Source organism: Pseudoalteromonas sp. NEC-BIFX-2020_015 (assembly GCF_012952265.1).
Taxonomy (GTDB): domain Bacteria; phylum Pseudomonadota; class Gammaproteobacteria; order Enterobacterales; family Alteromonadaceae; genus Pseudoalteromonas; species Pseudoalteromonas neustonica.
Map to the genome: position 1 here is coordinate 1 of NZ_JABCJL010000043.1, position 26,100 is coordinate 26,100.

Below are 26,100 nucleotides of genomic sequence, written 5' to 3' on the forward strand. Positions count from 1 at the left end.
ATATATAACTGAAGAGCCGGATGCGGTAGTTCCGCACGTCCGGATCTGTGTGGGGTCGGCCCAGTAATGGGTCGCTCTACCACGATATTGCAAATAATGGTTGTTCCCTTGTTAAAATCAATAACGCAGTATAAATCGCTTTTAAACCAACCCTTTGGGCGTTTCACAGGAACTTACTCTCATCGTTGTTCCTTCTTAAAAGGGATTGCCATTGCTGCAAAGTAACGCCTTGATATTAAGCCCCTGTGAAACGCTAAATTCTGTATCTTGAGGTGGTTTGGGCATACATAAGCTATTTATTTCAGCAAGCGGGTTTTTTAAATAGGTAAGTCAACAGGAGCTAATTCGGCAAGGGCGCGTTTTTTTAAGATAATATCTTTAATGAGTGGGGTTAAAACTAACTCCATCGCAAGACCCATTTTACCGCCGGGCACTACAAGTGTGTTGATACGTGACATAAAGCTGCCTTCAATCATGCGTAAGTAATAAGGAAAATCAACATCGTCAATACCTCTAAAGCGAATAACAACAAAGCTTTCATCAAGGGATGGAATATCTTTTGCACTAAAAGGGTTTGAGGTATCAACCGTTGGTACGCGTTGAAAGTTGATATGGGTACGCGAGAACTGCGGTGTAATGTGATTAATATAATCATCCATACTGCGAACTATTGAGCCCATTACAGCTTCACGAGAGTGACCTCGTTCAGATGTGTCGCGAATTAATTTCTGGATCCACTCAAGGTTGATGATTGGCACCATGCCAATCAATAAATCGACGTGTTTAGCAACATCATGATCTTGATCGACTACGCCACCATGAAGCCCTTCGTAAAATAAGATATCAGTGTTATTTTCAAGCTCTTGCCATGGAGTAAACGTACCGGGTAGTTGGTTATATGGCACCGCTTCATCAAATGTGTGTAAGTAGCGACGTAACTTGCCGGCGCCAGTATCCCCATAATTACTAAATAACCCTTCCAGTGCCGCAAAGTCATTTGCCTCACGGCCAAAGTAGCTAATGTGTTTACCTTCTTGTTGCGCTTCGCGTACTTTTTTATCCATTTCTGGGCGTGTATAGCGGTGAAAGCTATCACCTTCTATAAACGCGGCCTCGATATTAAGACTGCGAAATATATGCTTAATAGCATTTGTAGTGGTGGTAGTACCCGCACCCGATGAACCCGTGATCGCAATAATAGGATGTTTAGCTGACATAGTTGTTCTCATTTTAAGTAGCACCCTAGTTATAAGGGTTAGTTAGGGGCTAGGTCAAGTGACAGGCGCACTTAATTAGCGCTATTATAGAGGAAGAATAATAATGAGAGATTCATATGAAATTGATTTCACCTTTGCTGGGCTTAATGGCCACTTTAGCAATAACGTCGTATTCGAGTTTAGCGGCTATGCCAAAAAGCGAAATCTTACTCGCTGATGTTAATACTGAGTATGGTTTACAGGTTAGTCGTATTACTGATGGCGATGTTTACAATAATCAGCCCCTACTTACCAAAAGTGGTATTTATTTCACTAAAGAAGTGCAAAATAATGAGCAAAGCCAAACAGAGCTCGTTTTTTATAATTTCGCCGATCAGCAAACAACTAATTTAACGAATACTGCTGTGAGTGAGTATTCGCCTACCTTAACACCTGACGGCAGCGCTCTTTCTGCAATTGTTGTTGAAGCTAATGGTAAGCAAAAGTTATGGCAATACCCGTTTGATAAAAATGTTGCGCCAAGGCGTATTTTTGAGTGGGTAGAACCCGTTGGTTATCATGCGTGGGGTATTAATAATGACGTGGTGATGTTTATTCTAGGTAAACCTCATACACTGCAGTACACCCATGTAGCTGCTGCGAAACCAGAAGTAGTTGCGAGTGACATTGGCCGCACGCTTACGTTCAATAAACAGCTTGGTGCTTATACTTTTAACTATACAAAGCAGCAACAGCAGTGGCTGGCAAGTTTTGATGCAAAACAAAATCAAGTAACGGATTTATTTAGGTTACCGAAATCTGTGCAAGACTATACATTTAAAGGTGCAGACACTGTAATTTATGCTGTGGATAATCGCGTTTATCAACGCAACCTGAGTGAACCTGAGATTGTATCCCTATGGCTAGATTTAACACCTTACTGCGAGACGAAAATTACTCGTATGAGCTACTTAAATAATCAACTTGCTTTTGTCTGTACAAAGTAAATGCTGGTTTAATTAATCATAACAGTGGTTAATTAAACCTATTTAAATGGTTTTACTGTAGTGTAAGCCATCACGTTATTGTAATGAATTAACAAGGATCATTATGCCAGTCAGCGCAGAGCAAGTAACAGAGCAGTTAATAGCACTTAAGTGTCGTAGCAATTTTAAAATAAAGAATATTACCGAGTTTATGCTACCAAGTTCAAAAGAAGCCATTTATTTACATATTGAAGGCGGCCAACCTAAAATTGTCATTCGCCCAGCTTTTGAAGTGTTTAGTGATGATTTTTCTGCACTTGATGGGGTTTCACGGATCAGCGATGTTTTTCATAATAATGAGATGACCCGCTTTCCTACTCGAATTTATAAAAGTGCGAATCCAATACATTATGGTGTTGCGTTTAAAATAGGCACTGAAAAATCGGCAAAAGAGTTTATTGAACTATTGCTTAAAATTATGAATGGTTAGATGGTTCACTTTGTTGTCAGGTAACCGCAGGTATGATTATTTAATAAGAATTAATGGATTGGGTTATGCAAAAATTAATATTCACTTTAATTACAACATTTAGCTTAGTGGGCTGCGGCTTGCAGGTTAAAAGTGATATACCAGAGCCTGATTATGCAATAAAGCACAACCAGTTTGTTAGTAACAATGAACCGATACCTGCAGGTTGTTTTGCACAATTAATGACAAACCTAAATGGTGATAATACAACCGCAGCGGTATTTATTGAGTCTGCAAATTTACGTGGCTGTAATGCAGCTAACTACCCTTACCCTGGTGGAGATGAAACACTGATCACATATAGTATTGAAAAAATACTCCCCGCTCATAGTTATCAATTGAAGGTATGTGAAAGAAGCACTGAAGGTAGTATGTCGGGCAGTTGTGATAACGTTTTAGTTAAATTTACTCATCTAGATTATCAGCTGCCAAATAGTACTAAGCAGGTGTTATCGGTTATTAAACTCGGTGAATGGTAGTTTTAGGTTGTTTATCTTCAGACCCATGAAAAAACGGCAAACTACTGGCTTGCCGTTTTTTAGTTTACAGCGAAGGTTAACGCTTTAAGAAGCTATTAACGGATGCTAACTCACGCTCTTTTAATGCAATACACGTGTTAATGCCTTCTGCTAGTTTGCTTAATGAGCGGGCATAACCTGGCACTTCAGATATTTTATCAGTGAAGAAAGCTTGAGTGGTTTTTAAACTGCTGGCATCACAACCGGCAGTTGTATAATACGGTAAGTTCGGCAGTGCGAATGGCGGTAAATTAGCGGCCACACTATCGTAATTGGTATAAACCCATTTGATCAATCGCGCTTCACGTTCTGGTGTATATTTTTGACCAGATAAAATAGTTCGCATATCTGACGCGGTCACATCATCCGTAAGGCTGTAATCTAGTACTGCTTTTTGTAGCTCAGGTTTTCCAAAATAACTCATAGCAGCGAGCATTTTAGTGCGAACTTGTGGGTCTTTAGTGGTTTTAAATGTATTCATGTAAGCGTCAAGTAAGTTCTTGTCGCCATGAAATGCAGCTAAATTTAAGTAGATAGATGCTAAATATGGGTCTACTTTACTTGGATTATTTAAATAAACACGTGCTTGGGCTTTCGCTGTATTGATCACACTTTGATCTTCGCCATCAAACCCTAAACGAGAAACAACCTGTGTGCGTAATTGCGAAATTGCGGCATCTTCTCCTATTTTTGCTGTTAAACCATATTGCTTAGCTGCAGGTGTGATGCTCTTTCGGATAAATTCAGGCCAAAGGTGCTGATTGCTTGCATCTTCAAAGGTACGCTTTTGCGAAGCTAGATAAGCCAAAGCGGTATTTGCTACACGTGGGTGCTTGTCACTTATAAAGGTCTCTAGTGTTTGCATTAAATGCGCAGCTGAAATAACACCGGCATCTAGCAGTGCATCAGCGGCAGATAATAGCGCTAAACGTTCGCGTACAGTCAATGTATCGGCGGCTTTATTGATCAGTGCTGCAAACTGTTTATCGTCTAATACCCAGCGGTAGTAACCCAGAGCGCCTTGATCTGGATAAATCCATTCAGGTTCAAACTCAAGCTCAATGGTTTGATTTTCTTTGGTTAGAAGTATGCTAGCAGTTTTTACTTGGTCGCCAGCACCATATTTTATTGCAACAGGTACATTCCAAAGCTGTGCGGGGGCATCAACACCTGCGTTAGTGAAGCGGCTTTGGTTAATAGTAACCATTTTACCTTGCTGGCTTACTTTTACGAGTGGGAAAGAAGATTGCTCTATAAACGATTTTAAAACCCCTGCAACGTCTTTATTCGAGGCTTTACCAAGGGCTTGCCATAAGTCAGCCGCTTCTGCATTTTTATAGGAAAACTCTTTCAGGTAAGCACGAATGCCCTGTTGGAATGCTTCTTCACCAATCCAATTCTCGACCATAGCTAAAACAGCGCTACCTTTGCTGTAAGCTAGGCCTAAACCATCCATTATATCGGCTTCGGTTTTAATTGGTTTGCGGATTGGTTTAGTGCTTAAACGAGCGTCTAATGCCATTACATTATTTTGCGGTAGATCTAGGTGTGATTCAAATTCTGGGTTTAGCTGTGTTGTAATTTTAGCCGCCATCCAGCTTGCAAATGCTTCGTTTAGCCATAAATCATTCCACCACTTCATGGTCACTAAATTACCGTACCATTGGTGTGCAAGCTCGTGCGCTATGATAGAGATGTTACGTTGTTTTTTACTACGAGTAGCGGTTGCTAAATCAAGTAGCAAGATATCTTCACGGTATGTTACTAAGCCTGAATTTTCCATTGCGCCGAATGGAAACTCTGGAACAGCTACTGAATCAAGTTTTTTATAAACGTAAGGAATACCAAAGTAATCTTCAAGAGCCGCTAGCACTTTAGGCATCGCTTGTGCTGCATATTCACCTAAATGAATTTTACCTTGAGGAGTAATAATACGCCCAGGTATTGGCATGTCTTTGACTTCACGCTCTTCAAATGGTCCAACAGCCATTGCCACTAAATAGGAAGGGATTGGTGGTGTTTTATCAAAGAAGTGGGTCGTCATATCACCATTTACAGTGGTTTTTAACTCAGGTGTATTGGCATAGACTTTTTGTGAGCTCGGGGCTGTAATCGTTAATTGAAATGGGATCTTATAACTTGGCTCATCAAAAACAGGGAAGGCGCGGCGAGCATCGCTCATTTCAAATTGTGTAAATAGATAAGGTACCCCTTGATCTAATGTTTTATATAAGCCGACACTTTGACGATTATAAGGGGCAGTAAAGTCTATTTTTAAGGTGTATTTACCAGGTTGAATTTGCTCGTCACAGCTAAATTTAACTTTACCTGTTTTTAGCATTTCAGTGCTTAAATCACAGTTTTTTGTGCCGAGCAGCTTGACCATTTGAGTTGCATAACCAACTCCATTAAGCTCAATATATTTTGTTGGCTTAAGAACTTCAAGACTAATTTCAGTCATACCACTGAAAGTATCTTGAGCTGGATCAAGGGTTAAAGATACGTGTTGAGAGCTTGGTTTTGCCAGCTTTTCAATAACATATTCATTAGCGTGAGCTGAGCTCACTGCAATAGCGACACTGAGCGTCAGTAGGCTTTTAATAAACATAAGGGGATCCTGATTTTTCTTGTTAGAAGTTATGTACTAAAAATATAGAAAAAGAATTTTAGTAGCGTACAAATCATCCTAACAGCTTTTTCTCGGTGAGTAATGAAGTAGTTGGTAACAAGGTTTATCAAATAGTGTGACGCTGCAAGAACCGTTGCCAGTGAGCTTGGGGGTTGATTACGCGTATTTGTTGGATGATATTACTAAGGGTTGCTACATCTGCAAAATCAGTAGGCTCATATTCATTAAAGCCGAGCAGATAATTAAATGCAGCTTTGTTATCAGCTTGGATAGCGTAAATACGAATTTGCTGCTCAAAATTGAGGCGTAGGCTACTAATTGCTGTTTTCATACCGAGTTGGTCGATACTGGGAATATCACACTTTTGTAAGTAGCCAGCGCGATCTCCTTCACCAGAGAACCAGATACGTACTTTTTCGCTATATCGGCCTGACTTTGCTGGTAAGTCAAATAGTAAGCGAGTATGCCCCTGCTGTTTAACCAAGGTGATATAGTCGTCTAAACCGGCATCAAATAGTGCTTGGTGTACGGGAACAATACGGGCTTTTATTTTTCCATGAGTGTGGAAATGAAAACATAGAATATGCTGATGAACAATAATATCACTTAGCTGCAAATGGCCAATTTCATCGCTATAGGCGCCGCTGTAATATGCAATCAAAGGTAACCAAAAGTGCCAATGCTTAGCTTGCTCTCGAGGTAAGCGAATATCCCCATAAATATAGCCATGGGAAAGGGTGTGTAACTCCATAGTGGAAAAGGGGCGGCGACCAAGATGGGACTTCAACGTAAGTACCTTGAAAGTAAAGACTTGCGCTAGTTTATACCCAAGTGTTTAGGAAATAAACCAGCACAGTAACGCAATGCTAAATAATGCTTATTCGCTTAATGCGCGGGCAAGACCTACGGGCTCTATTTCAACGCAAACTTGGTCATCATTCCAGTTTAGGCCAACTAGTGCATCATCGCTTTTTAGATCTTCAACCCATTCGTCTAAAAATTCATCAAGGTTGATTTCAACAGGGCTATAGTCTGCCCACTCTTCTTTACATTGGGCTTTTGCTGCAGCTTCACTTTCCCACAGGAGTAATACATCGGCGTTTTCAAATTGGTTTGAATCACAAACAACAAAACCACCGTCGTCAGCGCCTAGCGCCCATAATTGCTCACTTTGGCGTACTTTCTCTACAAAACTGATTAGTTCCGATTCAATCTCGATATCACTCATGTGTTTACCCTTAATGTTAAATTCGTGGATCGGTTTGCTTTGCTACTTCTTGCAGGTTATATGCCTGATGAAACTCAATTAACTTATTAAAAGGAGTTAGGTCAATCAGTTCGCGAAAGCAAATCCAATCAAGTAAGCAGTATAAACTGATGCTGAGGTATTCACAGCTATTAAATTCATTATCAGTTAAATGGTTATTTAAATAGCTTAATGTTTCAACAATGCGTTCATTTTGCAGATTAAAAAATAATTTATCAGAATGAGTATCAAAACCTGAGCGCTGGCATAGCAAAACCTCTACGAGAGAATCATTACATGCGTTGATGGTGGTGAGCAAGTTTTCATGCTGCCAGCTTAGGCTCGGCAATTTATTTTTATTAAGCAAGTACCGAATAATCGTGTTGGAGTCAGTGATTGTGTGTTGGTTATCAACCAAAATAGGAATTTTACGAGCCGGGTTATTATTAATCATAACTTGTCGGTCTGCTAGAGAAAAAATATCTAAGTTTTCAAACTGGATATCGGCATGATTTTTAAGTGCCCAAATGCGAATACGTCGAGCAAATGGAGAGGTGGTCGAACCGATTAGCTTCATGATAATCTTCCATAAAAATAAAGCCGCAAAGCGGCTTTATTTATTGTTAACTTTGCAGGTTACTTTATTCCGTACGGCTAGTAACTTCAAGAAGGTGGTAACCAAATTGAGTCTGTACAGGGCCTTGTACTTGATTAATAGGTGCAGAAAAAACCACCTTATCAAACTCAGGTACCATCATACCAGGACCAAACTCACCCAATGCACCGCCATCTTGACCTGATGGACAGTTTGAATGTGCTTTAGCTAATTCTGCAAAATCTTCACCTTGCTCAATTTTGCTTTTTAAATCTAAGCACTGAGCTTCGCTATCTACTAATATGTGTCGTGCACTTGCCACTGCCATAAAATCTCCCGTTTAAAGTTGGTGTTTTTTTAATCAATTTTGATAGTATTCTAGCCTACTACCAACGGATTATACCAGCATAAATTTAAATATCTGAAATTGCTTTTTCTACTGCTTTAATTAGCTTGTCAGAATTAGGCTTGGTTTTACTGTTAAAACGCTCTACATGCTTACGATCTGCAGAAACAAGGTATTTATAAAAGTTCCAGTTTGGTGAGCTTGTTTGTGCATTTAAATGTTTAAAAATTGGGTTCGCGTCACTTCCGCGTACTTCGCTGGTGGCAAGCATGGTAAAAGTTACGCCATAATTTATAAAACATACTTTGGCTGTTTCTTTTTCGTCATCTTCTTCTTGAAAGAAATCATCTGAAGGGAATCCAATAATAACTAAGCCTTGATCTTTATACTTTTGGTTTAGCGCTTCAAGGCCTTCAAATTGTGAAGTAAACCCGCAATTACTGGCTGTATTAACGATGAGCATAGGTTTGTTTTTAAATTGACATAAATTGATGCTGTCTTTAGAGCGAAGCTTTCGTAAGCTTACGTTTGTGAAGTCATCACAATCTTGTGTTACTAGCGCATTAACAGCTGCTGGAGCTTTAACTTGTGCATATACGTTGCTACTGAATATCATCGCACATAACATAATTTTTTTTAACATACCTAGATTTCCTCTCTGGTGATTTCCTTAGCTCATACGTTACTATGCTATTAATTGATCAACAACAGTTAAAAATATTATGACGACACGTTTAGCAAACATTGATGATTTACCAGCCATTGTCGCAATTTATAATGAAACCATAGCGAGCAGAATGGTCACCGCGGATACCGAGACCGTCAGTGTTGAACAAAAGCGTACTTGGTTTGAAAGTCATACGCAGCAGCGACCACTTTATGTATATGAGCAAGCCGGAAAAGTACTTGCTTGGCTGAGCTATAAATCGTTTTATGGCCGCCCCGCTTATGATGGAACTGTTGAAATTAGCATTTATATAACGTCGTTATCGCAAGGGCAGGGGTTGGGTAAAAAATTATTGCACTTTGCACAGCAGCAAGCAAAATTTTTAAACATTGAAGTATTACTCGCTTTTATTTTTAGCCATAACATACCAAGCATAAAGCTATTTAATAAATTTGGTTATCAAAAATGGGGAGAATTACCAAACGTAGCGGTCATGGACAGCAAGTACTATAGCTTGACCATTTTAGGTAAGCATTTAGGTTAATGCTATTTAAGTTTGAGGAAAGTTCTTTAGCTTGTTACTAATGCTAAAAATTTGAACTACTCTTTTAAAACGCTAACGTTTTTAAGGGAGTGCTAGGCACAGTGCGCAAAATATTAATCGTAGATAGTAGTAGTGTGCTAGCAATGCGCGTAAAAGTATTGTTGGAGCTCATAGGTTGTGAAATAGAATTAATTCATTTCTCGATGTTAAGTGAAGAGGTCGCTTACAATCAATATGATTTGGTCACGATAGCCCATGGGGTACCTATAGCAACAGCTCAATCATTGGTTAAAGAGTTCCATCAAGATAAAGTTGTATTATTAGCGCCCAAAGCGGAGTATGGGGAACAACTTAATGCTTTTAGCGAGCTCAATAATTTAGTACCAAATGCGATCGTAATTTATCCTTTTTTTGCAAACAAAGAGATCAGCACTTTACTTGAAAGTGTTTTAGATCTCGGTTCCGACAACATATTGCTATTGCCCACTGTTTTATTAGTTGATCATGACCCTGAACGGTTAGCTAAAATTGAAAAAAGTCTTATTGGTGCTCATATTACAACGATCACTGCGGATAGTTTACACAGTGCCGCTTTAAAAATTAAACAGCAGGAAGTTGATATTTTATTAAGTGATTTCAGCTTGCTTGATGGAACCGGTCTAGAGGTGTTCTCTAATTTAAAATTAATTCAACCTCAATGCCGTTGTTTATTATTTACTTCAAAACCCAATCAAGTATCGATGATTGAAGCAATTCGAGGTGGGGTGGAAGATGTACTTGTAAAACCAATAAATGAAAATGTGTTACTTCAATCACTGCATAAATTATGGCAAACAGAGCTATTAAAGCGCCATAACACTGAATTAGTTGAGCGTTTGCAAGACACTGTTGATGCATTGATCGAAAAAGATAGTTTATTACGAGTGATTTATAAACACACTCCTGACGCGATTATGTTGTTTGAGCGTGATGGGAGCGTGATAGAAGCGAACGATGCATGCTCTAAGTTATTTAAAATGCAGTTAAAAGACTTTCAAGGCCGTTCGTTATTTGAAATGCTTGGCGAGTCATCAAGTAAAAGTATTAAAACTAAAATAGCTACCTTAAATCAAAATCGTCAGTTTAGTTGTGACTTGAGTTTGCCGCAAAAAGAAGGAGGAAAAATTCCTTTAGTAGGTTCGTTCAATGAAATTGATCATCATGGTGAAATCGCGCTTGCTGTGATCTTTAAAAATGTTACTCACCTTAAAGAGAAAGAAGACTTATTACTTGAAGCTAAAGATACGCTAGAGCAAGAAGTGCGAGCACGAACCTCACAATTAGAACATGCAAAAAATGTCGCAGAAGCAGCCAATCATAGTAAATCAGAGTTTCTTGCTAATATGTCGCATGAATTACGTACTCCGATGCATTCTATTTTAAGTTTTTCGCGCTTTGGACTAGATAAACTCACCTCTGGGGATTTCGCTAAAGAGAAGCTGCAAAAATATTTATCGCGCATAGAGCGCAGTGGTGAAAGGCTGTTGTCATTACTAAATAATTTACTCGATTTATCGAAATTAGATGTTGGTAAATTTCCCTTTAATCCCCGACCTCATAATTTGAGTAATATTATTAAAACCAGTATCGATGATGTCTCAGGTACAGCCTTAGAAAAAGATATTGAAATCTTATTTTACCCGCAAAAAACACCTGTAATTGCACAGTGTGACGAAGAACAAATAAATCAGCTATTGCGAAATATATTAGGCAATGCATTAAAGTTTAGTGAGCCTCAAAGTAGTATTGAAGTAACATTAATTAATCAAGATGATCAGGCTATTATTAATGTTGTGGATAGCGGTATAGGCATACCTGAAGATGAATTGGAGCATGTTTTTGCAAAATTTGTACAAAGTAGTAAGACGAATCATGGCGCTGGAGGAACAGGGCTGGGACTTGCTTTGTGCCGTGAGTTTGTGTCGTTGCATCAAGGTACTATATCTGCTCATTCAAATAAGCAGGATGGAACAACAATTCGAATCGCGCTGCCTTTAAATATTAGTATTCCTGAGATGCAGAATAAATAAATTACTTTTACTTACTGGTAAGTGTTTTTTTTGCGACTAAACTATTAATATCAGTTTTGAGAAGGATGACACACTATGCCATTAACAAGAATTTTGGCTGTTGATGATGAGCCATTTAACCTAGAGATTATTGAGGAGTTGTTGGAAAGTGACTTTGATTTAAAGATGGCAAGCAGCGGCCCAGAGTGCTTGAGTGTGGTCGAAGATTATGACCCTCAAGTGATCTTACTCGATGTTAGCATGCCAAAAATGAATGGCTATGAAGTATGTACTAAGCTAAAGGAGAATCCGAATACTGCACATATAATTGTCATGTTTGTCTCGGCTAGAGGCACCGTAGAGGAGCGAATGGAAGGTTACTCTGTCGGGGCTGAAGATTATATAGTTAAGCCTTTTGGGCATGAGGAACTGCGGTTAAAGTTAAAAAATCTAAACCAAATAATTATTGATAAGGAAAACTTAGAACAACAAGTCGAAGAGGCCACTTCAACAGCTTTTAATGCTATGGCTAATAGCAGTGAAATGGGCCAGATAGTTAACTATATCGAGAATATTGCGCTGATCAATGATGTTGATATACTCGCCCAGGCTTTGGTTAGTTGCTTAAGCTCATTTGACTTACAGAGTAATATTGAATTTAGATTTATAAATGATGACCCTCAGCACTTTGCTTTAAGAGGTGTTTGCTCCCCTATTGTTATTGAACTATTCGATATGCTTAAAAGTAAAGGGCGCTTACATGAGTTCTCCCACAGGATATTAGTTAATTACGAATTTATAAGCTTATTAATATTAAACATGCCGGATCATGATCAAGATAAGCATGGGCGTATTCGAGATCATGTTTGCTTTTTAGTAAGTGTTACTGAGCAACAACTAAAAGCGATTCTTACACGTAAGAAATTAGAGCAACAAGAAACCAAACTAAATGAAGTTGTGGATATGGTACATAGTAAATTTCATGGTTTAATGGATTTACTGAACGAAAACCGCTTAAGTAATGAAGCGGTATTTAAACGCCTGCAAGAAGAGCTTGAAGAGCGTATCCCGACAATGGGGTTGGATGAGGATCAAGAGATCTTTATTTATCAAAAAGTAGATCGCACGATTCAGAACTCAGTTGCACGAGAAGACTCAGTAAAAAATGTTAAAGCTGCATTTCAAGAAATAGAGCAGGATCTAGCACAGTTACTCGATAATACAAACAGAACTTAAATCTAAAGTGGCTAATTTATGAGTGTCACGTTGCTTTTTTGATATTGGCCTAGGCATCTCTTGGTAGGCCTTTTTCTACAATACGTATAAGGCGTGCTGTTTTTCTTAATAGCTTATCTTGTTTTGATTTTTGTTGTGTAAGCGCCCAATCAATATGCTCTTTGACCAAGTCACTGGACGTTTCGCGAGTTATTAAGAGTATGTCGATTATCGCTTGGTTAAACTGTGCATTACCTAACCCTACGGCAATATTACGACGCCAACGTTCATGCCCAATACGACGAATTGGGCTGCCTTCTGTGTTTTTTAGAAAAGTTACTTCGTCCCAGCTAAATAGGCTAACTAAGTCTTGGTCTTTAAGTTGTGTGCGAGGATGAAAGTCGGCCTCATCGGTAATTTGGCCATAGCGATTCCATGGACACACCAGCTGACAGTCATCACACCCATAGATGCGATTACCTAACAGTGGACGATATTGCTCAGGGATAGGCCCTTGTAGCTCAATGGTTAAATACGATATGCATTTACGTGCATCAACAACATACGGCTCTACAATGGCGCCTGTTGGGCATAATGTGATACATGCCACGCATTTTCCGCAGCCTTCGATCTCATTCGGTTTGTCTATGGGTAAAGGAATATCAACAAATAGCTCCCCTAAAAAAAACCACGAGCCAGCTTCCTTGTTGATCAACAAACTGTGCTTTCCTTGCCAACCTAACCCTGCTTTTTCAGCTAGTTGGCGCTCCAATACTGGGGCTGAATCAACAAAAGGGCGGTAACCAAATTGACCAATATGCTGCTCTATTTTTTGACCTAATTTTTTAATGCGGTTGCGCATTAACTTATGATAATCACGGCCAAGTGCATAGCGGCTAATATATGCTTTATCGGTATTTTTAAGGTTTTTTGCAAAACTGGCATCGGGAGGTAAATAATTCATTTTTACTGAAATGACTCGCTGTGTACCAGGAACAAGCTCGGCAGGACGCGCGCGCTTCATGCCATGGGCAGCCATATACTCCATATCGCCGTGATAACCCAAGTCAAGCCAGCGTTGCAGTTGTGCCTCATGCTTGCTTAGGTCTACATCGGTAATGCCGACCTCGCTAAAACCAAGTTCTTGGCCCCAAAGCTTAATCTGCTGTGCAAGTTCATTGTAATCTGGAGATTGGCTCGTCACGTGAGTATAGTCATGGTTGTAAAATGGCCGCGTAATTTAGCACATTTGTGTGAGAACATCACGACAGATTAAACAAAGCGCTTTAGCTGGTGTTGAGTTTGTTCGCTCAGTTGTTGTGATAATTTGCAATCACCTAAAGCTACATCAATTTGCGCTTTAGCTTGAGAGCCTAATTCAACAATTTGCTCAACTGACTGGTGTGTTTCGTTTTGTGTTTGCTCCAGTGAGTGCACGGCGCTGACAATTTGCTGCAATTGTTGCTGGTTGTGTTCAAATTCAACGAGTCGATCAGTAAATCCATGAGACGTTTTACTTATTGTTGTTTCAGCATGATGAGAGTAACCAACCAATTGCTCAGATTCTTTATTTGTTTTGCCTACTAAAGCATCCATTTGATTAATAAAATCGCTGATTTGACGGGTAGCATCACTGACTTTAACAGACAAAGTTCTCACTTCATCGGCTACTACTGCAAAACCACGGCCAGCTTCGCCTGCGCGAGCGGCTTCAATGGCGGCATTTAGTGCCAGTAAATTGGTTTGATCTGAAAACTCTTCGACCATTTTTAATATACTACGAATATTATCGCTGTTTTGTTTTAATCCTGAAATGGTTTTAGAAAAGCTGCCCAATACATGGCTAATTGCTTTGACTTGGGTAACAAGCTCAGTGAGTTCTTGAGCGGAGTGGGTAACGAAATTCAAGTGTTCGGCATTTACTTGATGAACACTGTCAGTGTTTGTCACTATGCTTTGTAAGCTATCTGTTATCTGATTGCTTGCCGCGGTAATTGTTTGGCTAAAGTCTATCTGTTGTTCACTTAACTGTACGGTATGTTGCATTGATTTAGTTACTTGCGTGTTACTTTGCGCGCTCGCTTGTGAGCTTTCGTAGGTTGTTGCGAGTAATTCACTTAAGTGTGCCGTAAACATATTATATTGCTCACTGACTTCGCGAAATTCATCGTATGTAAAATGTGGCAACTGCTCAGTTAAGTTGGCATCTTGACGGTTTATTTGCTTTAACGTATCACGCATGGCCGTAACAGGACGAACAATTAAAAAACGCATATAAAAGATAGTGAATGTAAATCCGGCAACAATAACGCAGGTAAGCAGCCAGAATGCTCCTTGATCTGCGTCTTGCGTAGTAAGACTTTTATACAGCCAAAGTAATGTAATAGCTTGGAAAGCAAAGACAAAACTAAGGTTACCAATGATCTTACGTGTTAAGGTAAAAAAGAAAGTTTGTTCTAGAAAGTTATAAATGCGCATATACCCACTCATCAATGGTCCGTTTGGCTGTTGCATGGAGTTTTACTCAGTATCGTTCAAATCGGCTATAATTCAAGAATATAGGACGAATAGCAGTCCATAATACCTCTAATTTAGAGGGAATTTAAAATCATTTTAGTGTTACATGGGTAGTTAGTAAAAACGCCATCAACGCCATATTCGAGCATAAGCTCTATATCTTCTTGCTTATCAACAGTATATGCGTAAACAAGCAGCCCTCGCTGCTTGGCATCTGCAACAAAAGTATGATTAATAAAATTTTTATCAATATGAATACTTGATGCACCCAAACGCTGAGCAAATTCAGCGTAATTAATAGGGATTGAGGCTGTTAGAGCGCCTATTTTTATCCAAGGCAATTTTTGTTTAAGCCACATGAGTTGATGATGATCAAACGAAGAGACTAATATATTGTCTTGAGACAGTTTATTTGCGGCAATATTACCTTCAATAAGATCAACAAATTTATCGAGAGAAAAGGTGTGTTTTAACTCAAAATTGAGTAGCGTTTTATTGTTAACCCAATCAATTACCTGTTGTAATGTAGGTACCTGTTGACCGTTACCGGCATCAAATTTTTGTATTTGTTCGCGAGTTAATTTATTTACTTTACCATTGCCGTCAGTGGTTCGATCGAGCCAGGTATCGTGAATAATCAAATAGTCATCAAGACAACTTTGTACATCAATTTCAATGCCATCGACGTCTATTTCAACAGCTGCTTGAATAGCACTTTTGGTATTTTCAGGGTAGCTCCCGCTGGCGCCACGGTGGGCAAAAACTTTTATCATAATGTGTGTTTCCGTGTAACAGACCATGTTTCGTAAAACGCCGCGCTGATCACTAAAGCTCCGCCGAGCAAGGTCAGCAATGAAGGTTGTTCATGTAATAATAGAAAAGCTAAAAATGTGCCATATAAAGGCTGCAAGCACGAGATCAGCCCTGCTGTTGAAGCTGATAAGTATTGCAGGCTGGCTGCAAATAATGAATGTGGGGTCGCTGTAAAGATGACTCCAGCTACTAATAATAACCCTAAATCATAAGATGGTATTTCTATCACTGGCACTTCTATAAAAGCACACAATAAAATGCTCGCTACACATGTTTGGTAAAACATGGTTTGTGGCCCGCCATATTGACTAAAATAACGCTTATGTATGATATTTCTAATTGCAAAGAAAAACGCAGATACAACACCTGTTAAGACTCCTTGTGTTATATCCCCCCCCATATCAGCATCAGGAATAAGTAAATAAATACCAAAAATAACTACGCAGGCGCTGAGTAGGTCGGTTAATTTTGGTTTGCATTGATTGAAAAAAGGTTCAATAAAGACGGTAATCACTGGGTAAGTGAAAAATGCAATCATACCTATCGCGATACCTGCCATTTGCATTCCTGCAAAATAGGTAACCCAATGTAGCCCGACGGCAACACCTAAAAAAAGGGCAATAGCATAATCTTTAGTTGCATTTAGTTTGATGGCTTTTTTTTGCCACAGCAATAATAACAAAATGGCAACGCCAGCAATCGCAGCGCGGTAAACCGTAATGTCTAATGCGTTAAGGTTGATAAGTTGAGCAAAGAGTGCAGTGCCTCCAAACAATAGAACCGCAATATGTAAATAGATCAAGCTTTGTTGTTGGGGCTGCATATAACTCCTTTTTTGTTTTAGTGACAAATGTCAGGTTATTTCATGACAATTTACACTATATTCGCTGTGTATTAATAGCGATAGTTAAAGCGTCAGATTTTTGTAATGTATACAAGGGGGGTCTATGAATAATGCAGCATGGTTTAGTTTATTTATTGCTGGTCTTTTCGAAGTTGTTTGGGCTTTAGCCATGAAACAATCAAACGGTTTTACCAAATTATGGCCCAGTATTATTACATTTGCAGCGATGTGGGCAAGCTTTGCGTTTTTGTCCTTTGCTTTAAAGTCACTGCCCTTAGGCATAAGTTATACAATGTGGGTTGGAATAGGTGCTGTGGGTGTAAGTATTGTTAGTGTGTTGTGGCTAAAGGAGTCAATATCGTTGATTCAGTTAGGATGTATACCCAAACCACCTCAAGATGCGAGTTTCAGTTGGAATTAAAAGCGATTTAGGCAAGGCATTGATTGCAAGTAATAGTGGTTCTATTATTAAAATCAATAACGCAGTATAAATCGCTTTTAAACCAACCCGTTGGGCGTTTCACAGAGACTTACTCTCATCGTTGTTCCTTCTTAAAAGGGATTACCATTGTTGCAAAGTAACGCCTTGATATTAAGCCTCTGTGAAACGCTGAATTCTGCATCTTGAGGTGGCTTGGGTATATAGGGCTAATCTTGATAGGTATTATTGGGTTAAAAATTCACACCGTATAAAACCTATAAGTAACCTAAACTCGGGATAATAAATCTATCTCCAGTGGCTATTTTCAACGCTAACTACGTTGAATTTACTTGCAATAGAACAGCTATTGCAAGTAAATTCGCCTTGTTATCCCTGAAAATCTCCGACTGGAGAGTTGAGTAAGTTTTTATAATATTAAATCAATACGTTAGTAAATATCTTAACCCGAGTTCAGGTTAAGTAATATTATGTGGTGCGGTTTTAGGGATTATAAAGGACATTTATGAGTACACATACAAGCTTGGCTTTGCAAAGTAGAATCAAACAGTTTTGGAATTGGGGGCCACTATTATTTACAGGTTTTTATCTATTACCCACATTTTTTGATTTTGAGCAATTAAGTGTATTGAATATTACGGCAACATTGCTTTTTTATTGCGCATTTATAGTTTTGTATATTAAGGCAATTAATTGTGCGAACACTAACGTCACTGCCTTGTTTATCGCTATGCTTATGGTATGTGTCGGAGCCAGTTTTTTTACATCTGGCACATCTACACTTTTTGGATTTACAGCTTATATTGCCGGGTTTTGTTTTACAAAAACGTCTCGCTTAGTTGCGGGTTTATCTGTCATTGTTGGTGTTATATGCAGTGCCTATTTAATTGATTTACATGGCCCTGAATATTTTCTAGGCGTTGCAATTATTTTAAGTGTCGCGTTATTTACCTTTGGTTTTGCAGGGCAAAAAGAGCGTACTTACAAGCAGCGAGAACAAGAAAGCGCGAAGCAGTTAGAGCAGCTAGCCGCTATTGCTGAGCGAGAACGAATTGCCCGAGATTTACATGATATTTTAGGTCATTCACTATCTTCTATCGCGCTAAAAGCTGAACTTGCCAGTAAGCTCAATCAAGCTCAGCGGTATCCCCAAGCAAATAGCGAAATTGAACAAGTTGCTGAGCTTGCAAGGCAATTATTAAGTGATGTAAGAAGTGCGGTGAGTGATTTAAAGCAGCTAAATATAAGCAATCAGGTAGCTACATTGATGGAGCGTTTAAATGAGCAAGGTTTTGATGTTGATTTACATATAGATATAAATAAGTTACCAGTTAAAGTTGAGGGTATTGCTAGTTTGATAATCAAAGAAGCGGTGACCAACCTCCTACGCCATAGTAAAAATAAACGTTGTGCTATATACATAAAGCAAAGCGAGGAGCAGTTAGAAATTAATATTGTAAATTATGACCTGTGTGAAAAAGTAAACAAGGGCAATGGCCTCAATGGTATTAAGGAGCGAGCATCACAGCTTGGTGGTTTAATTAATATAGAAACTGGGGAATGTTTTAGTTTGAATATTATTCTACCTTTGGTTAGAGAGTATGAGGTGACGTTATGATTAAAGTTTATTTAGTTGAAGATCAAGGGTTGGTTCTTGGTGCTGTCGCTGCATTACTTAGCTTAGATATAAGCATTGAGGTCATAGGTCAAGCCGCGAATGGGCAAATTGCAATGCAAGAAATCCCTCAGTTGAAACCAGATATTGTACTCAGTGATATTGAAATGCCAATAATGACAGGTATTGAACTTGCTGAACAGTTACGTGATAAATGCCCTGAAATAAAAGTGGTGATTATGACCACGTTTTCTCGCGCTGGGTATATTCGCCGCTCTATGGCCGCTGGTGTTAAAGGATTTGTACTAAAAGAAGCACCCAGTGATAGCTTAATTGCCACATTAAAAAAAGTGATGGCAGGGCAAAAAGTAATTGATTCTGAGCTTGCATTAAATGCACTTGAAGACAGTGATCCGTTATCTGATAAGGAGCGAAAAGCATTAAAACTTGCTGGAGACGGGTTGAAAACAAGTGACATCGCCGCCAAGTTATATCTAAGCGAAGGTACGGTACGTAATTACCTATCGGACGCTATTGCTAAATTAAATGCCATAAACCGAGTAGATGCAGCGCGTATAGCCAAACAAAAAGGCTGGTTATAACGTTATTTACAAAGCTTTTTTGTTCCATAAAATTTACATCTAAATTCAACCGTAAGGCTGTTTTTGGATTATTCCATTAGAGGTGTTTCAGACTGTTTTTTATAGATATTGAATTCTGCATCTTGAAGTAATTTGGGTATAAATATCTTAACCAGAGTTCAGGTTAAATACTAAATATACCCCTCCTTTCGATTCTTAGTATAGTTAAATTAATATTTGCCAGCCTTAGACTAGTCCACTAAGTAATCACAATCGACTATGTAATTTCATTTGTATCAATCTAAACAAAGTAAAACTAAGTTCGTTATTAGAAAACTACGTATAAAGTTGTATTAAACTGGATTTGAGTCCCGTTAATGTGTACAATCTTCGACCTTTCCTTTGTGGTTGTTTAGGGTACAGGTTGCTTTAGTGTTATTAAAAATAGCGTTACAAAAAATAATATACTCGGCGTTGGCATTTCTTATATTTGCTAATTCAATGTTTGCATATTCTGCGGATTTACAAATATCTACTTTTAAAGATATTGATACCACAGTCCCAAGGGGGGCTGATATACGGTATCAGGTTGACTTTGAAAATGCAGAGCAAACCGTTGCAACTAACGTTAAATTAATATTCCCTCTACCCAATAGCACCACATTTGTTAGCGTAAATGACGTTACTGCATGTTCTTATACTTTGACGACTAGAGAAGTTATCTGTAATTGGGCGACTATTGATGGCACATCGATTACAGATAAACGTAAAAGCTTGCTTTTGACGATAAAGACATCAGCGCAGACCGGTAATATCGTTGATTCTCAAGTTCGTATCGAAGCTAGTAATGAAGATGCTGGCAAACTCTTAAATAACAGCGAAACGCAAAATACATCTATTGTTGCAGGTGTAGATGTTGCCATAACAAATTTAGTTTCGTTACCTACCACTGTGTATGTGGATGAGAACTACAAATACCAAATCACGATACAGAATAATGGCCCGGATATAGCTAAAGGGGTTGAGTTTACCCATGTTTTACCTAGTACAGCACGTTGGGTTAATCAGTCTGTTAATGCCCAAAAAGGTTGGGCGTGTTCTGGCACGCAAACGATTCGCTGTTTAAAAGATGAGCTTGAACCTAATGAACGCCAAAATCTTGAAATTCATGCTCGACTTTCAGGAGTAGGTAGCGGCACGGTAACTGCTACATCAAGCGTTAAGAGTTTGACCGCAGAAATCAAGCCTGAAAATAACCAGCGAGCAGTCAATACCAGCGTCAGTGAGCATGCAGATTTGACTGGGTCAATTGTGTCATACCATAAAGACGGATACGAATCGCGATGGTTAACTGTCAGTGATAGTTTTAGTTACAGAGTAAACGTTATTAATAATGGCCCAAATAAGGCGGTTAACCCTGCATTTACTATTAGGCTACCGGCTGGCGTGACAGATATCGCTGCTGTACAAATCCCTAATTGGAATTGTTCTGCATTTAATAACCAAAATGAAATGAGATGTAGTTCAACAAGTGAGTTGGCGAGTAATGCGAGCGTTCCATTTACTATTTCAGCAACGACTCCATCGATTGCTGCTGCTTATCAGTCTACTTTGAGTGTTGAATCATCTACGATAGATAGAAATACCAATAATAATACGATTACACATACGTTTACTGCGCAACAAGGTAATCAAACTAATCTTGTTAGTTTTTCAAAAACGCTAGAGGGAAGGGCTACACAATTTAAAATCGGTGATGAGATCACTTTTAATCTGAGCGCGATTAACAATGGTGATGAAGTACAAATTACTCGAATCTCTGATGACTTACCAACAGGCCTTGATTTTGTCAGTGCTGTATCTAGTGACTTCAACTGTACTTTTAAGTCGCCAACGGTAACGTGTTTACCAGTAAATGGATCTTTTAAGAAAGATCAAGAAGTTAAAATCACCCTAAAAACAAAGGCAAAGCAGGCTGGTCCTTATACGAATACCGCTACACTTACCCTTGATACAGGTTCACCAATATCTAATTCAGCTAGTTTTACAATTTTATCTTCTGAGGCCGATGTTCGAATTACAAAAACGTCAGACTTAGCTTGGAATAATAAAAATGAGATGGGCAAAGTCTTTAACTTTATTATTAGCGTAAGTAATGTAGGTTTAGGTGCGGCTAATAATGTAGTTATTTCTGACACATTAATAAACGGTTACACCATTGCTGGATCTGTTACTGTAAACCGAGGGAGTGCGAGCGCCTCAGACTGGTCCTGTACTGTAAGTGGGAATACCCAAGTTGTTTGTGAAAGCGCTAGCATGGCAAGTAGGGATGCGATAAGTGTAATAATCCCGGCGAAAACGCCATTCAGTGAAGCAATGCCAAGGAATACCGCATCAGTCACATATGATGGTTTGACTAACGCAAATTCATTTACATATGAAGGATGGGGGTTTCAACCTAGTAATCCTGTTAGATTAAGTTTAACGAAAGTTAAAAAGTCTCGCTTAACAGATAATACTCAGTTAGTGACACAAAATGCTGAAATATTAAATGAATTCACCGTTGCAAATAATGGCGAAAGTGCAACGGGAGGTACTATCAGGGTTGATGATGTGTTACCTCAAGGTGAGCAATTTATTGCTAATAATCAATATGGTACAGATTGGCAATGCTCACTCTCTGAAGCGTTGAGTGACGGTACTGGAGGTAAGGTAAGTTGTTTATATACCCCCAATCCAGTAGAGGGGCTATCTGGCGTTGCACCTTTGTTGGTTATAACGACTCGTGCCGTAGGTTTAGGGGGGTTAACTAATAATGCAACATTGATTGATGAGGGTGGGTTCCCTGGTATTGCACGGGCATCAGCGACAATTAATTCAGTGTTAAGTGCTGATTTAAAAGTAACAAAAGCAGCTCAACTCAGTGCCGATCAACGTTTAATTACATATACAATAAAAGCAGAACATCTATCTGGTAGCACAATTATTGGCGATGGCACTAATACATTAGTGATCACTGATACTTTTGCGGGTACTTTTATCGCGAGAAAAGGTGTAATTGCCACCACGATAGATTTCCCTACTACAATCACTAGTAATCGCAATAGTCAATTTACTTGTTCACGAAGCGATAGTGGCTTATATGAGCAAACGGTATCCACTATTAAATGCGTATTGGCATCGGGTGAAATTTTTCAAGTAGGTGATTTTGTTGAGCTTGATATAACAGCAAGTCGTCCATTTACAACGGTTAATAATCAGCTTACAAACAGGGTAAATGTAAGCTCGTCTTCGTTTGCAGATACAGATCCTAGTAATAACCAATCAGCGGTAACAACGACCTTACAGCCTAGGTTTGATGTGGCGGTTAACGCAGTAACTTATGCTGCTAATCCAGTTTTAACAGGTGACGAATCATTATTGACTATTGAGATCCATAATCCCGCGTCGAGTGAAGCCAATGGGGTTATCTTAGAACATCAATTTAAACCAAATATTAGCCGTAAAATACAGTTTTTAAGCAGTAATTTTTCGCGCCTGGGTCAGCGTAATGTGTGTGTCTTTAATGGCGTTACCTTACAGTTACGATGCGAAATAGGTGTACTTGCAAGTAATGAAGTACAAACAGTGACTTTACGTTTTATACCAAAAAGTGATATTAGCGGACAGGATTGGAGATTACCAAGTATTAGCACCATTTATGCAGATAATATGGCGCAAGATCTTAACTCATCTAACAATACTCAAACAGCAGAACTACTTGTTGAAGCACGAGATGCAAATTTAAAAATAGAAAATAATGATGTGCTAGATCCAATTGCATGGGTGCCGTCTCCTCGTGATTTCCCCGTATCACTTGATAATGTTGTAGTTTATAAGGTTGATCTAGAGTATTTATTTGATAATAAAGGTGATTTGTCAGTAGCCAGCGGTGTGCGTTATGACTTTAACATGACTCCATCCGGTGCGAATAGACGTATCCAATTTTTATGTGATAGCGATAATGATAAATCATGTACGGCGCAAACAGCACGTTGTGACAGTATTAATGCGGTTATTACTCAAAAGTACACAATAAAATGTGATGGCCCAGAAAATGAAAATAATAATCTTGAGCCGCTTGAGTTAAAAGAAAACCCCAATGGTAGTACAGAAAACATATATACCCGTTATTTGTTTTTTAAAGTCTTATCTCGTCCAAGTACAGCAGGTGAAGTAAGTGCAACAAACGCAGTTATTTATTCAAATGAGCGCGATCCTGTCTTGGGTAATAACGAGGAGAGAGAGCAAACATCAATTCGCGTAGTCGTTGATTTAGCGTTAACAAAAACGGCATCTCAAGCGAGTGTAGCGCTTGGTAGTGAATTTGATTTTTATATTGATGTATTTAATGCGGGTCCAGGTGACAGTGCTGAAAATGTTATTTATGACTTTTTACCAACAGAGGTAGAAGTTAACGGTACACCAACAGTCGAAAATGGTCTGTGCTTGGTTGATAACGCTGTAAAAAGCGGCGAATCAGTATCTAAACAACGCGTAATATGCCTAGTTGACGAAATTGCTTTGGGTGACTCTGTGCGAGTTACAATCCCTGTGAAAGTAGTTGAAATTCCGACTTCTAAGCTAATAACTAACCATGCTTGGGTTGAGACAAAAGGTTTTGATATTGATAAAACTAATAACGAAGATACAGAGACAGTTAGAGCCGTTGATTCAGCGTTATCAGGTAAAGTGTTTTTTGACTTAAATAACGATGGTGTTCAACAAGCTGCAACTGATGCAGGGCTTAGCGGTATTACTATTGCGCTTTCAGGTGTACGTAGTGATAACTCTATTATAGGTACTCAAACAGTAAAAACGACAGCCAGCGGTGAGTTTACTTTCATTGATCTTGAACCGGGTGTTTATCAGTTATCGCAAGTAGATCAAAGCGAACTGATCAACTTTAAAGATGGTAAAGATAGTCGTGCAGGTGTGTTGATTGTTAACAGTGAGCAGTCAGATATTATCGCAGGTATTACTATTTCAGGCCAAGGAAACTCAGATAATCACTTATTTGCTGAGATCGGTTCGAGTGAAGTTGCTGGCCTTGTTTGGTCTGATTTAAATGACAATGGCGTGCAAGAGGTTACAGAGGTAGTAGGTCTTGAAGGTGTTGAATTTGAATTAGTTGGTACAGATGAAGCCGGTTTAGACGTTTCTTTAAACACGCTAAGTAATAAGCAAGGTCTTTATTCATTTAATGGCTTACGTGCTGGTATCTACACGTTAAGGCAACCAGTTCAACCCGTTGATTTTAGTGATGGCTTAGAAAGTGAAGATGGTGCGGTACTTGAAAATAGCCGCACAACAGACATGATTACTCTAGGGCGTTTGAATAATAATCAACGTTTTTTACAAAGAAACTTTGCTGAGGTTCCGACGCTGCTTTCTGCGATTATTCAAGGAATGGTTTACCTTGATATTGAACAAAATGGTGTAGTCGATACCAATGATAAATTGCTGAAAAACGTTGCTATCAACCTCACTGGTAAAGATGCAAGAGGGGCGAGTGTTTCCCTAACCACCACCACAGATGCGCAAGGTAACTATCGTTTTGAAAATGTACTTACATCGGACGTAACAGGTTACACATTAACGCAAGTACATCCTGCTTTGTATAAAGATGGTGTAGAGAGAAATAGTGACGGTGCGATCAAAGATTCTGATACAACGGATGAGATCAGCAAAATCATTATCACAGATAGCACTACAAAAACGTATGATTTTACAGAGCAAAACCCAGACACAGCAAGCGTGTCTGGGCGTGTGTATTTCGATGAAAATCAAGACGGTGTGATTGCAGATAACGACACGTTATTAGCCAATGTCGATATTGCCTTAACGGGTAAGGATATTTTCGGTTTAGACATTAACCTTACCGTACAAACGAATGCGCAAGGTGAATATGTTTTCGCTGATTTATTTGCCTCAGATGCCAATGGGTACACAGTAACGCAAACACAACCTGCGCTTTATAAAGACGGTGTTGAGCGTAATAGCTCGGGTGCTATTGCAGGCTCTGAAACAACTGATTCGGTCACAGTTCAGTTAGTGGCTAACAATAATGAGTTAGTCGATTTTACTGAGCAGAACCCTAATACCGCAAGTGTGTTTGGGCGTGTGTATTTTGATGAAAATCAAGACGGCACCATTGCTGATAACGACAAGTTACTAGCCAATGTAGACATTACCTTAATAGGTAAAGACATCTTCGGGACTGACATTAACCTGACAACGCAAACAAACGCGCAAGGTGAATACACGTTTGAGAATTTATTTGCCTCAGATGCCAATGGATACACCGTGGCGCAAACACAACCCGCGCTTTATAAAGACGGTGTTGAGCGTAATAGCTCGGGTGCTATTGCAGGCTCTGATCTAACAGATACAGTGACTGTTGTGCTGACCACCAACAACGAGTTTGTTGACTTCACAGAGCAAAACCCAAATACAGCAAGCGTGTCAGGCCGTGTGTATTTTGATAAAAACCAAGATGGCGCACTTGCCGGTAACGACAAGTTATTAGCCAATGTAGACATTACCTTAACAGGTAAAGATATCTTCGGAACTGACATTAACCTGACAACGCAAACGAATGCGCAGGGTGAATACACGTTCGCTGATTTATTTGCCTCAGATACTAATGGTTACACCGTAACGCAAACGCAACCTGCGCTTTATAAAGACGGTGTTGAGCGTAACAATGCAGGTGTAATTGCAGGCTCCGATC

Annotated in this window: 21 protein-coding genes; 10 read left to right on the top strand and 11 right to left on the bottom strand. The window is 39.1% G+C overall.

Annotation, left to right across the window (positions count from 1 at the left end; genetic code table 11):
- Positions 1-317 precede the first annotated feature (317 nt).
- Complete coding sequence (locus HH219_RS20505; protein WP_054206629.1) at positions 318-1,217, bottom strand: phosphoribulokinase; 900 nt, start codon at positions 1,215-1,217, stop codon at positions 318-320.
- Between the two features lie 116 nt (positions 1,218-1,333).
- Between HH219_RS20505 and HH219_RS20510 the strand changes: the two genes are divergently transcribed.
- The 3 genes from HH219_RS20510 to HH219_RS20520 all read left to right on the top strand — a co-directional run bounded on the left by HH219_RS20510 (position 1,334) and on the right by HH219_RS20520 (position 3,190).
- Complete coding sequence (locus tag HH219_RS20510; protein ID WP_169328488.1) at positions 1,334-2,203, top strand: hypothetical protein; 870 nt, start codon at positions 1,334-1,336, stop codon at positions 2,201-2,203.
- Positions 2,204-2,306: 103 nt separating this feature from the next.
- Positions 2,307-2,672: a hypothetical protein gene (locus HH219_RS20515; protein ID WP_054206627.1), complete on the top strand. Its 366-nt coding sequence runs from the start codon at positions 2,307-2,309 to the stop codon at positions 2,670-2,672.
- Between the two features lie 65 nt (positions 2,673-2,737).
- A complete protein-coding gene (locus HH219_RS20520) occupies positions 2,738-3,190 on the top strand; it encodes a hypothetical protein (protein ID WP_152960580.1) in 453 nt (150 codons plus the stop codon).
- A gap of 76 nt (positions 3,191-3,266) precedes the next feature.
- Here HH219_RS20520 and HH219_RS20525 read toward each other — a convergent pair whose 3' ends face one another.
- From HH219_RS20525 to HH219_RS20550, 6 genes are all read right to left on the bottom strand, one after another.
- A complete protein-coding gene (locus HH219_RS20525; protein WP_169328489.1) occupies positions 3,267-5,837 on the bottom strand; it encodes a M1 family metallopeptidase in 2,571 nt (856 codons plus the stop codon).
- Positions 5,838-5,964: 127 nt separating this feature from the next.
- Positions 5,965-6,645 (bottom strand): hypothetical protein, encoded by a 681-nt coding sequence (locus HH219_RS20530; RefSeq protein ID WP_054206624.1) that lies wholly within the window; start codon positions 6,643-6,645, stop codon positions 5,965-5,967.
- A 90-nt stretch (positions 6,646-6,735) separates the two neighbouring features.
- The gene (locus HH219_RS20535) at positions 6,736-7,086 is read right to left on the bottom strand and encodes a DUF2750 domain-containing protein (RefSeq protein WP_054206623.1); all 351 of its coding nucleotides are present in this window, start codon (positions 7,084-7,086) and stop codon (positions 6,736-6,738) included.
- Positions 7,087-7,102: 16 nt separating this feature from the next.
- Positions 7,103-7,681 (bottom strand): glutathione S-transferase N-terminal domain-containing protein, encoded by a 579-nt coding sequence (locus HH219_RS20540; protein ID WP_169328490.1) that lies wholly within the window; start codon positions 7,679-7,681, stop codon positions 7,103-7,105.
- A 64-nt stretch (positions 7,682-7,745) separates the two neighbouring features.
- Positions 7,746-8,027, bottom strand: a complete 282-nt coding sequence (locus tag HH219_RS20545) for a peptidylprolyl isomerase (protein WP_054206621.1) — start codon at positions 8,025-8,027, stop codon at positions 7,746-7,748.
- Between the two features lie 85 nt (positions 8,028-8,112).
- Positions 8,113-8,688: a glutathione peroxidase gene (locus tag HH219_RS20550; RefSeq protein ID WP_054206620.1), complete on the bottom strand. Its 576-nt coding sequence runs from the start codon at positions 8,686-8,688 to the stop codon at positions 8,113-8,115.
- Positions 8,689-8,767: 79 nt separating this feature from the next.
- Here HH219_RS20550 and HH219_RS20555 point away from each other — a divergent pair, with 79 nt between their 5' ends.
- From HH219_RS20555 to HH219_RS20565, 3 genes are all read left to right on the top strand, one after another.
- The gene (locus HH219_RS20555; protein WP_054206619.1) at positions 8,768-9,256 is read left to right on the top strand and encodes a GNAT family N-acetyltransferase; all 489 of its coding nucleotides are present in this window, start codon (positions 8,768-8,770) and stop codon (positions 9,254-9,256) included.
- Positions 9,257-9,399: 143 nt separating this feature from the next.
- Entirely contained in the window at positions 9,400-11,325 is a 1,926-nt protein-coding gene (locus tag HH219_RS20560; RefSeq protein ID WP_054206657.1) for an ATP-binding protein, read from the top strand.
- A gap of 75 nt (positions 11,326-11,400) precedes the next feature.
- Complete coding sequence (locus HH219_RS20565; protein WP_169328491.1) at positions 11,401-12,540, top strand: response regulator; 1,140 nt, start codon at positions 11,401-11,403, stop codon at positions 12,538-12,540.
- 49 nt (positions 12,541-12,589) lie between these two features.
- Here HH219_RS20565 and queG read toward each other — a convergent pair whose 3' ends face one another.
- The 4 genes from queG to HH219_RS20585 all read right to left on the bottom strand — a co-directional run bounded on the left by queG (position 12,590) and on the right by HH219_RS20585 (position 16,672).
- Positions 12,590-13,723: a tRNA epoxyqueuosine(34) reductase QueG gene (queG, locus tag HH219_RS20570; RefSeq protein WP_054206617.1), complete on the bottom strand. Its 1,134-nt coding sequence runs from the start codon at positions 13,721-13,723 to the stop codon at positions 12,590-12,592.
- A gap of 68 nt (positions 13,724-13,791) precedes the next feature.
- Positions 13,792-15,009 carry a methyl-accepting chemotaxis protein gene (locus HH219_RS20575; protein WP_054206616.1) on the bottom strand — a complete coding sequence of 406 codons (1,218 nt, stop codon included), beginning with the start codon at positions 15,007-15,009 and terminating at the stop codon, positions 13,792-13,794.
- A 101-nt stretch (positions 15,010-15,110) separates the two neighbouring features.
- A complete protein-coding gene (locus HH219_RS20580; protein ID WP_054206656.1) occupies positions 15,111-15,806 on the bottom strand; it encodes a glycerophosphodiester phosphodiesterase family protein in 696 nt (231 codons plus the stop codon).
- Positions 15,806-16,672, bottom strand: a complete 867-nt coding sequence (locus HH219_RS20585) for a DMT family transporter (protein ID WP_054206615.1) — start codon at positions 16,670-16,672, stop codon at positions 15,806-15,808. The genes HH219_RS20580 and HH219_RS20585 overlap by 1 nt, the downstream gene beginning before the upstream one ends.
- Positions 16,673-16,796: 124 nt before the next feature.
- Between HH219_RS20585 and HH219_RS20590 the strand changes: the two genes are divergently transcribed.
- The 4 genes from HH219_RS20590 to HH219_RS20605 form a co-directional block, all read left to right on the top strand.
- Positions 16,797-17,114, top strand: a complete 318-nt coding sequence (locus HH219_RS20590) for a multidrug efflux SMR transporter (RefSeq protein WP_169328492.1) — start codon at positions 16,797-16,799, stop codon at positions 17,112-17,114.
- A gap of 523 nt (positions 17,115-17,637) precedes the next feature.
- Positions 17,638-18,750 carry a sensor histidine kinase gene (locus HH219_RS20595; protein ID WP_169328493.1) on the top strand — a complete coding sequence of 371 codons (1,113 nt, stop codon included), beginning with the start codon at positions 17,638-17,640 and terminating at the stop codon, positions 18,748-18,750.
- Positions 18,747-19,349, top strand: a complete 603-nt coding sequence (locus HH219_RS20600; RefSeq protein ID WP_054206612.1) for a response regulator transcription factor — start codon at positions 18,747-18,749, stop codon at positions 19,347-19,349. The genes HH219_RS20595 and HH219_RS20600 overlap by 4 nt, the downstream gene beginning before the upstream one ends.
- 480 nt (positions 19,350-19,829) lie before the next feature.
- On the top strand, positions 19,830-26,100 hold a 6,271-nt coding region (locus HH219_RS20605), incomplete at its 3' end, for an SdrD B-like domain-containing protein (protein ID WP_211842206.1).

Coding starts and splice junctions, on each gene's coding strand:
- HH219_RS20520 (WP_152960580.1), top strand. CDS start 2,738: ATGCAAAAATTAATATTCACTTTAATTACAACATTTAGCTTAGTGGGC.
- HH219_RS20595 (WP_169328493.1), top strand. CDS start 17,638: ATGAGTACACATACAAGCTTGGCTTTGCAAAGTAGAATCAAACAGTTT.
- HH219_RS20505 (WP_054206629.1), bottom strand. CDS start 1,217: ATGTCAGCTAAACATCCTATTATTGCGATCACGGGTTCATCGGGTGCG.
- HH219_RS20575 (WP_054206616.1), bottom strand. CDS start 15,009: ATGAGTGGGTATATGCGCATTTATAACTTTCTAGAACAAACTTTCTTT.
- HH219_RS20590 (WP_169328492.1), top strand. CDS start 16,797: ATGAATAATGCAGCATGGTTTAGTTTATTTATTGCTGGTCTTTTCGAA.
- HH219_RS20525 (WP_169328489.1), bottom strand. CDS start 5,837: ATGTTTATTAAAAGCCTACTGACGCTCAGTGTCGCTATTGCAGTGAGC.
- HH219_RS20585 (WP_054206615.1), bottom strand. CDS start 16,672: ATGCAGCCCCAACAACAAAGCTTGATCTATTTACATATTGCGGTTCTA.
- HH219_RS20600 (WP_054206612.1), top strand. CDS start 18,747: ATGATTAAAGTTTATTTAGTTGAAGATCAAGGGTTGGTTCTTGGTGCT.
- HH219_RS20535 (WP_054206623.1), bottom strand. CDS start 7,086: ATGAGTGATATCGAGATTGAATCGGAACTAATCAGTTTTGTAGAGAAA.
- HH219_RS20515 (WP_054206627.1), top strand. CDS start 2,307: ATGCCAGTCAGCGCAGAGCAAGTAACAGAGCAGTTAATAGCACTTAAG.
- HH219_RS20540 (WP_169328490.1), bottom strand. CDS start 7,681: ATGAAGCTAATCGGTTCGACCACCTCTCCATTTGCTCGACGTATTCGC.
- HH219_RS20555 (WP_054206619.1), top strand. CDS start 8,768: ATGACGACACGTTTAGCAAACATTGATGATTTACCAGCCATTGTCGCA.
- HH219_RS20510 (WP_169328488.1), top strand. CDS start 1,334: ATGAAATTGATTTCACCTTTGCTGGGCTTAATGGCCACTTTAGCAATA.
- HH219_RS20545 (WP_054206621.1), bottom strand. CDS start 8,027: ATGGCAGTGGCAAGTGCACGACACATATTAGTAGATAGCGAAGCTCAG.
- HH219_RS20560 (WP_054206657.1), top strand. CDS start 9,400: ATGCGCGTAAAAGTATTGTTGGAGCTCATAGGTTGTGAAATAGAATTA.
- HH219_RS20565 (WP_169328491.1), top strand. CDS start 11,401: ATGCCATTAACAAGAATTTTGGCTGTTGATGATGAGCCATTTAACCTA.
- HH219_RS20550 (WP_054206620.1), bottom strand. CDS start 8,688: ATGTTAAAAAAAATTATGTTATGTGCGATGATATTCAGTAGCAACGTA.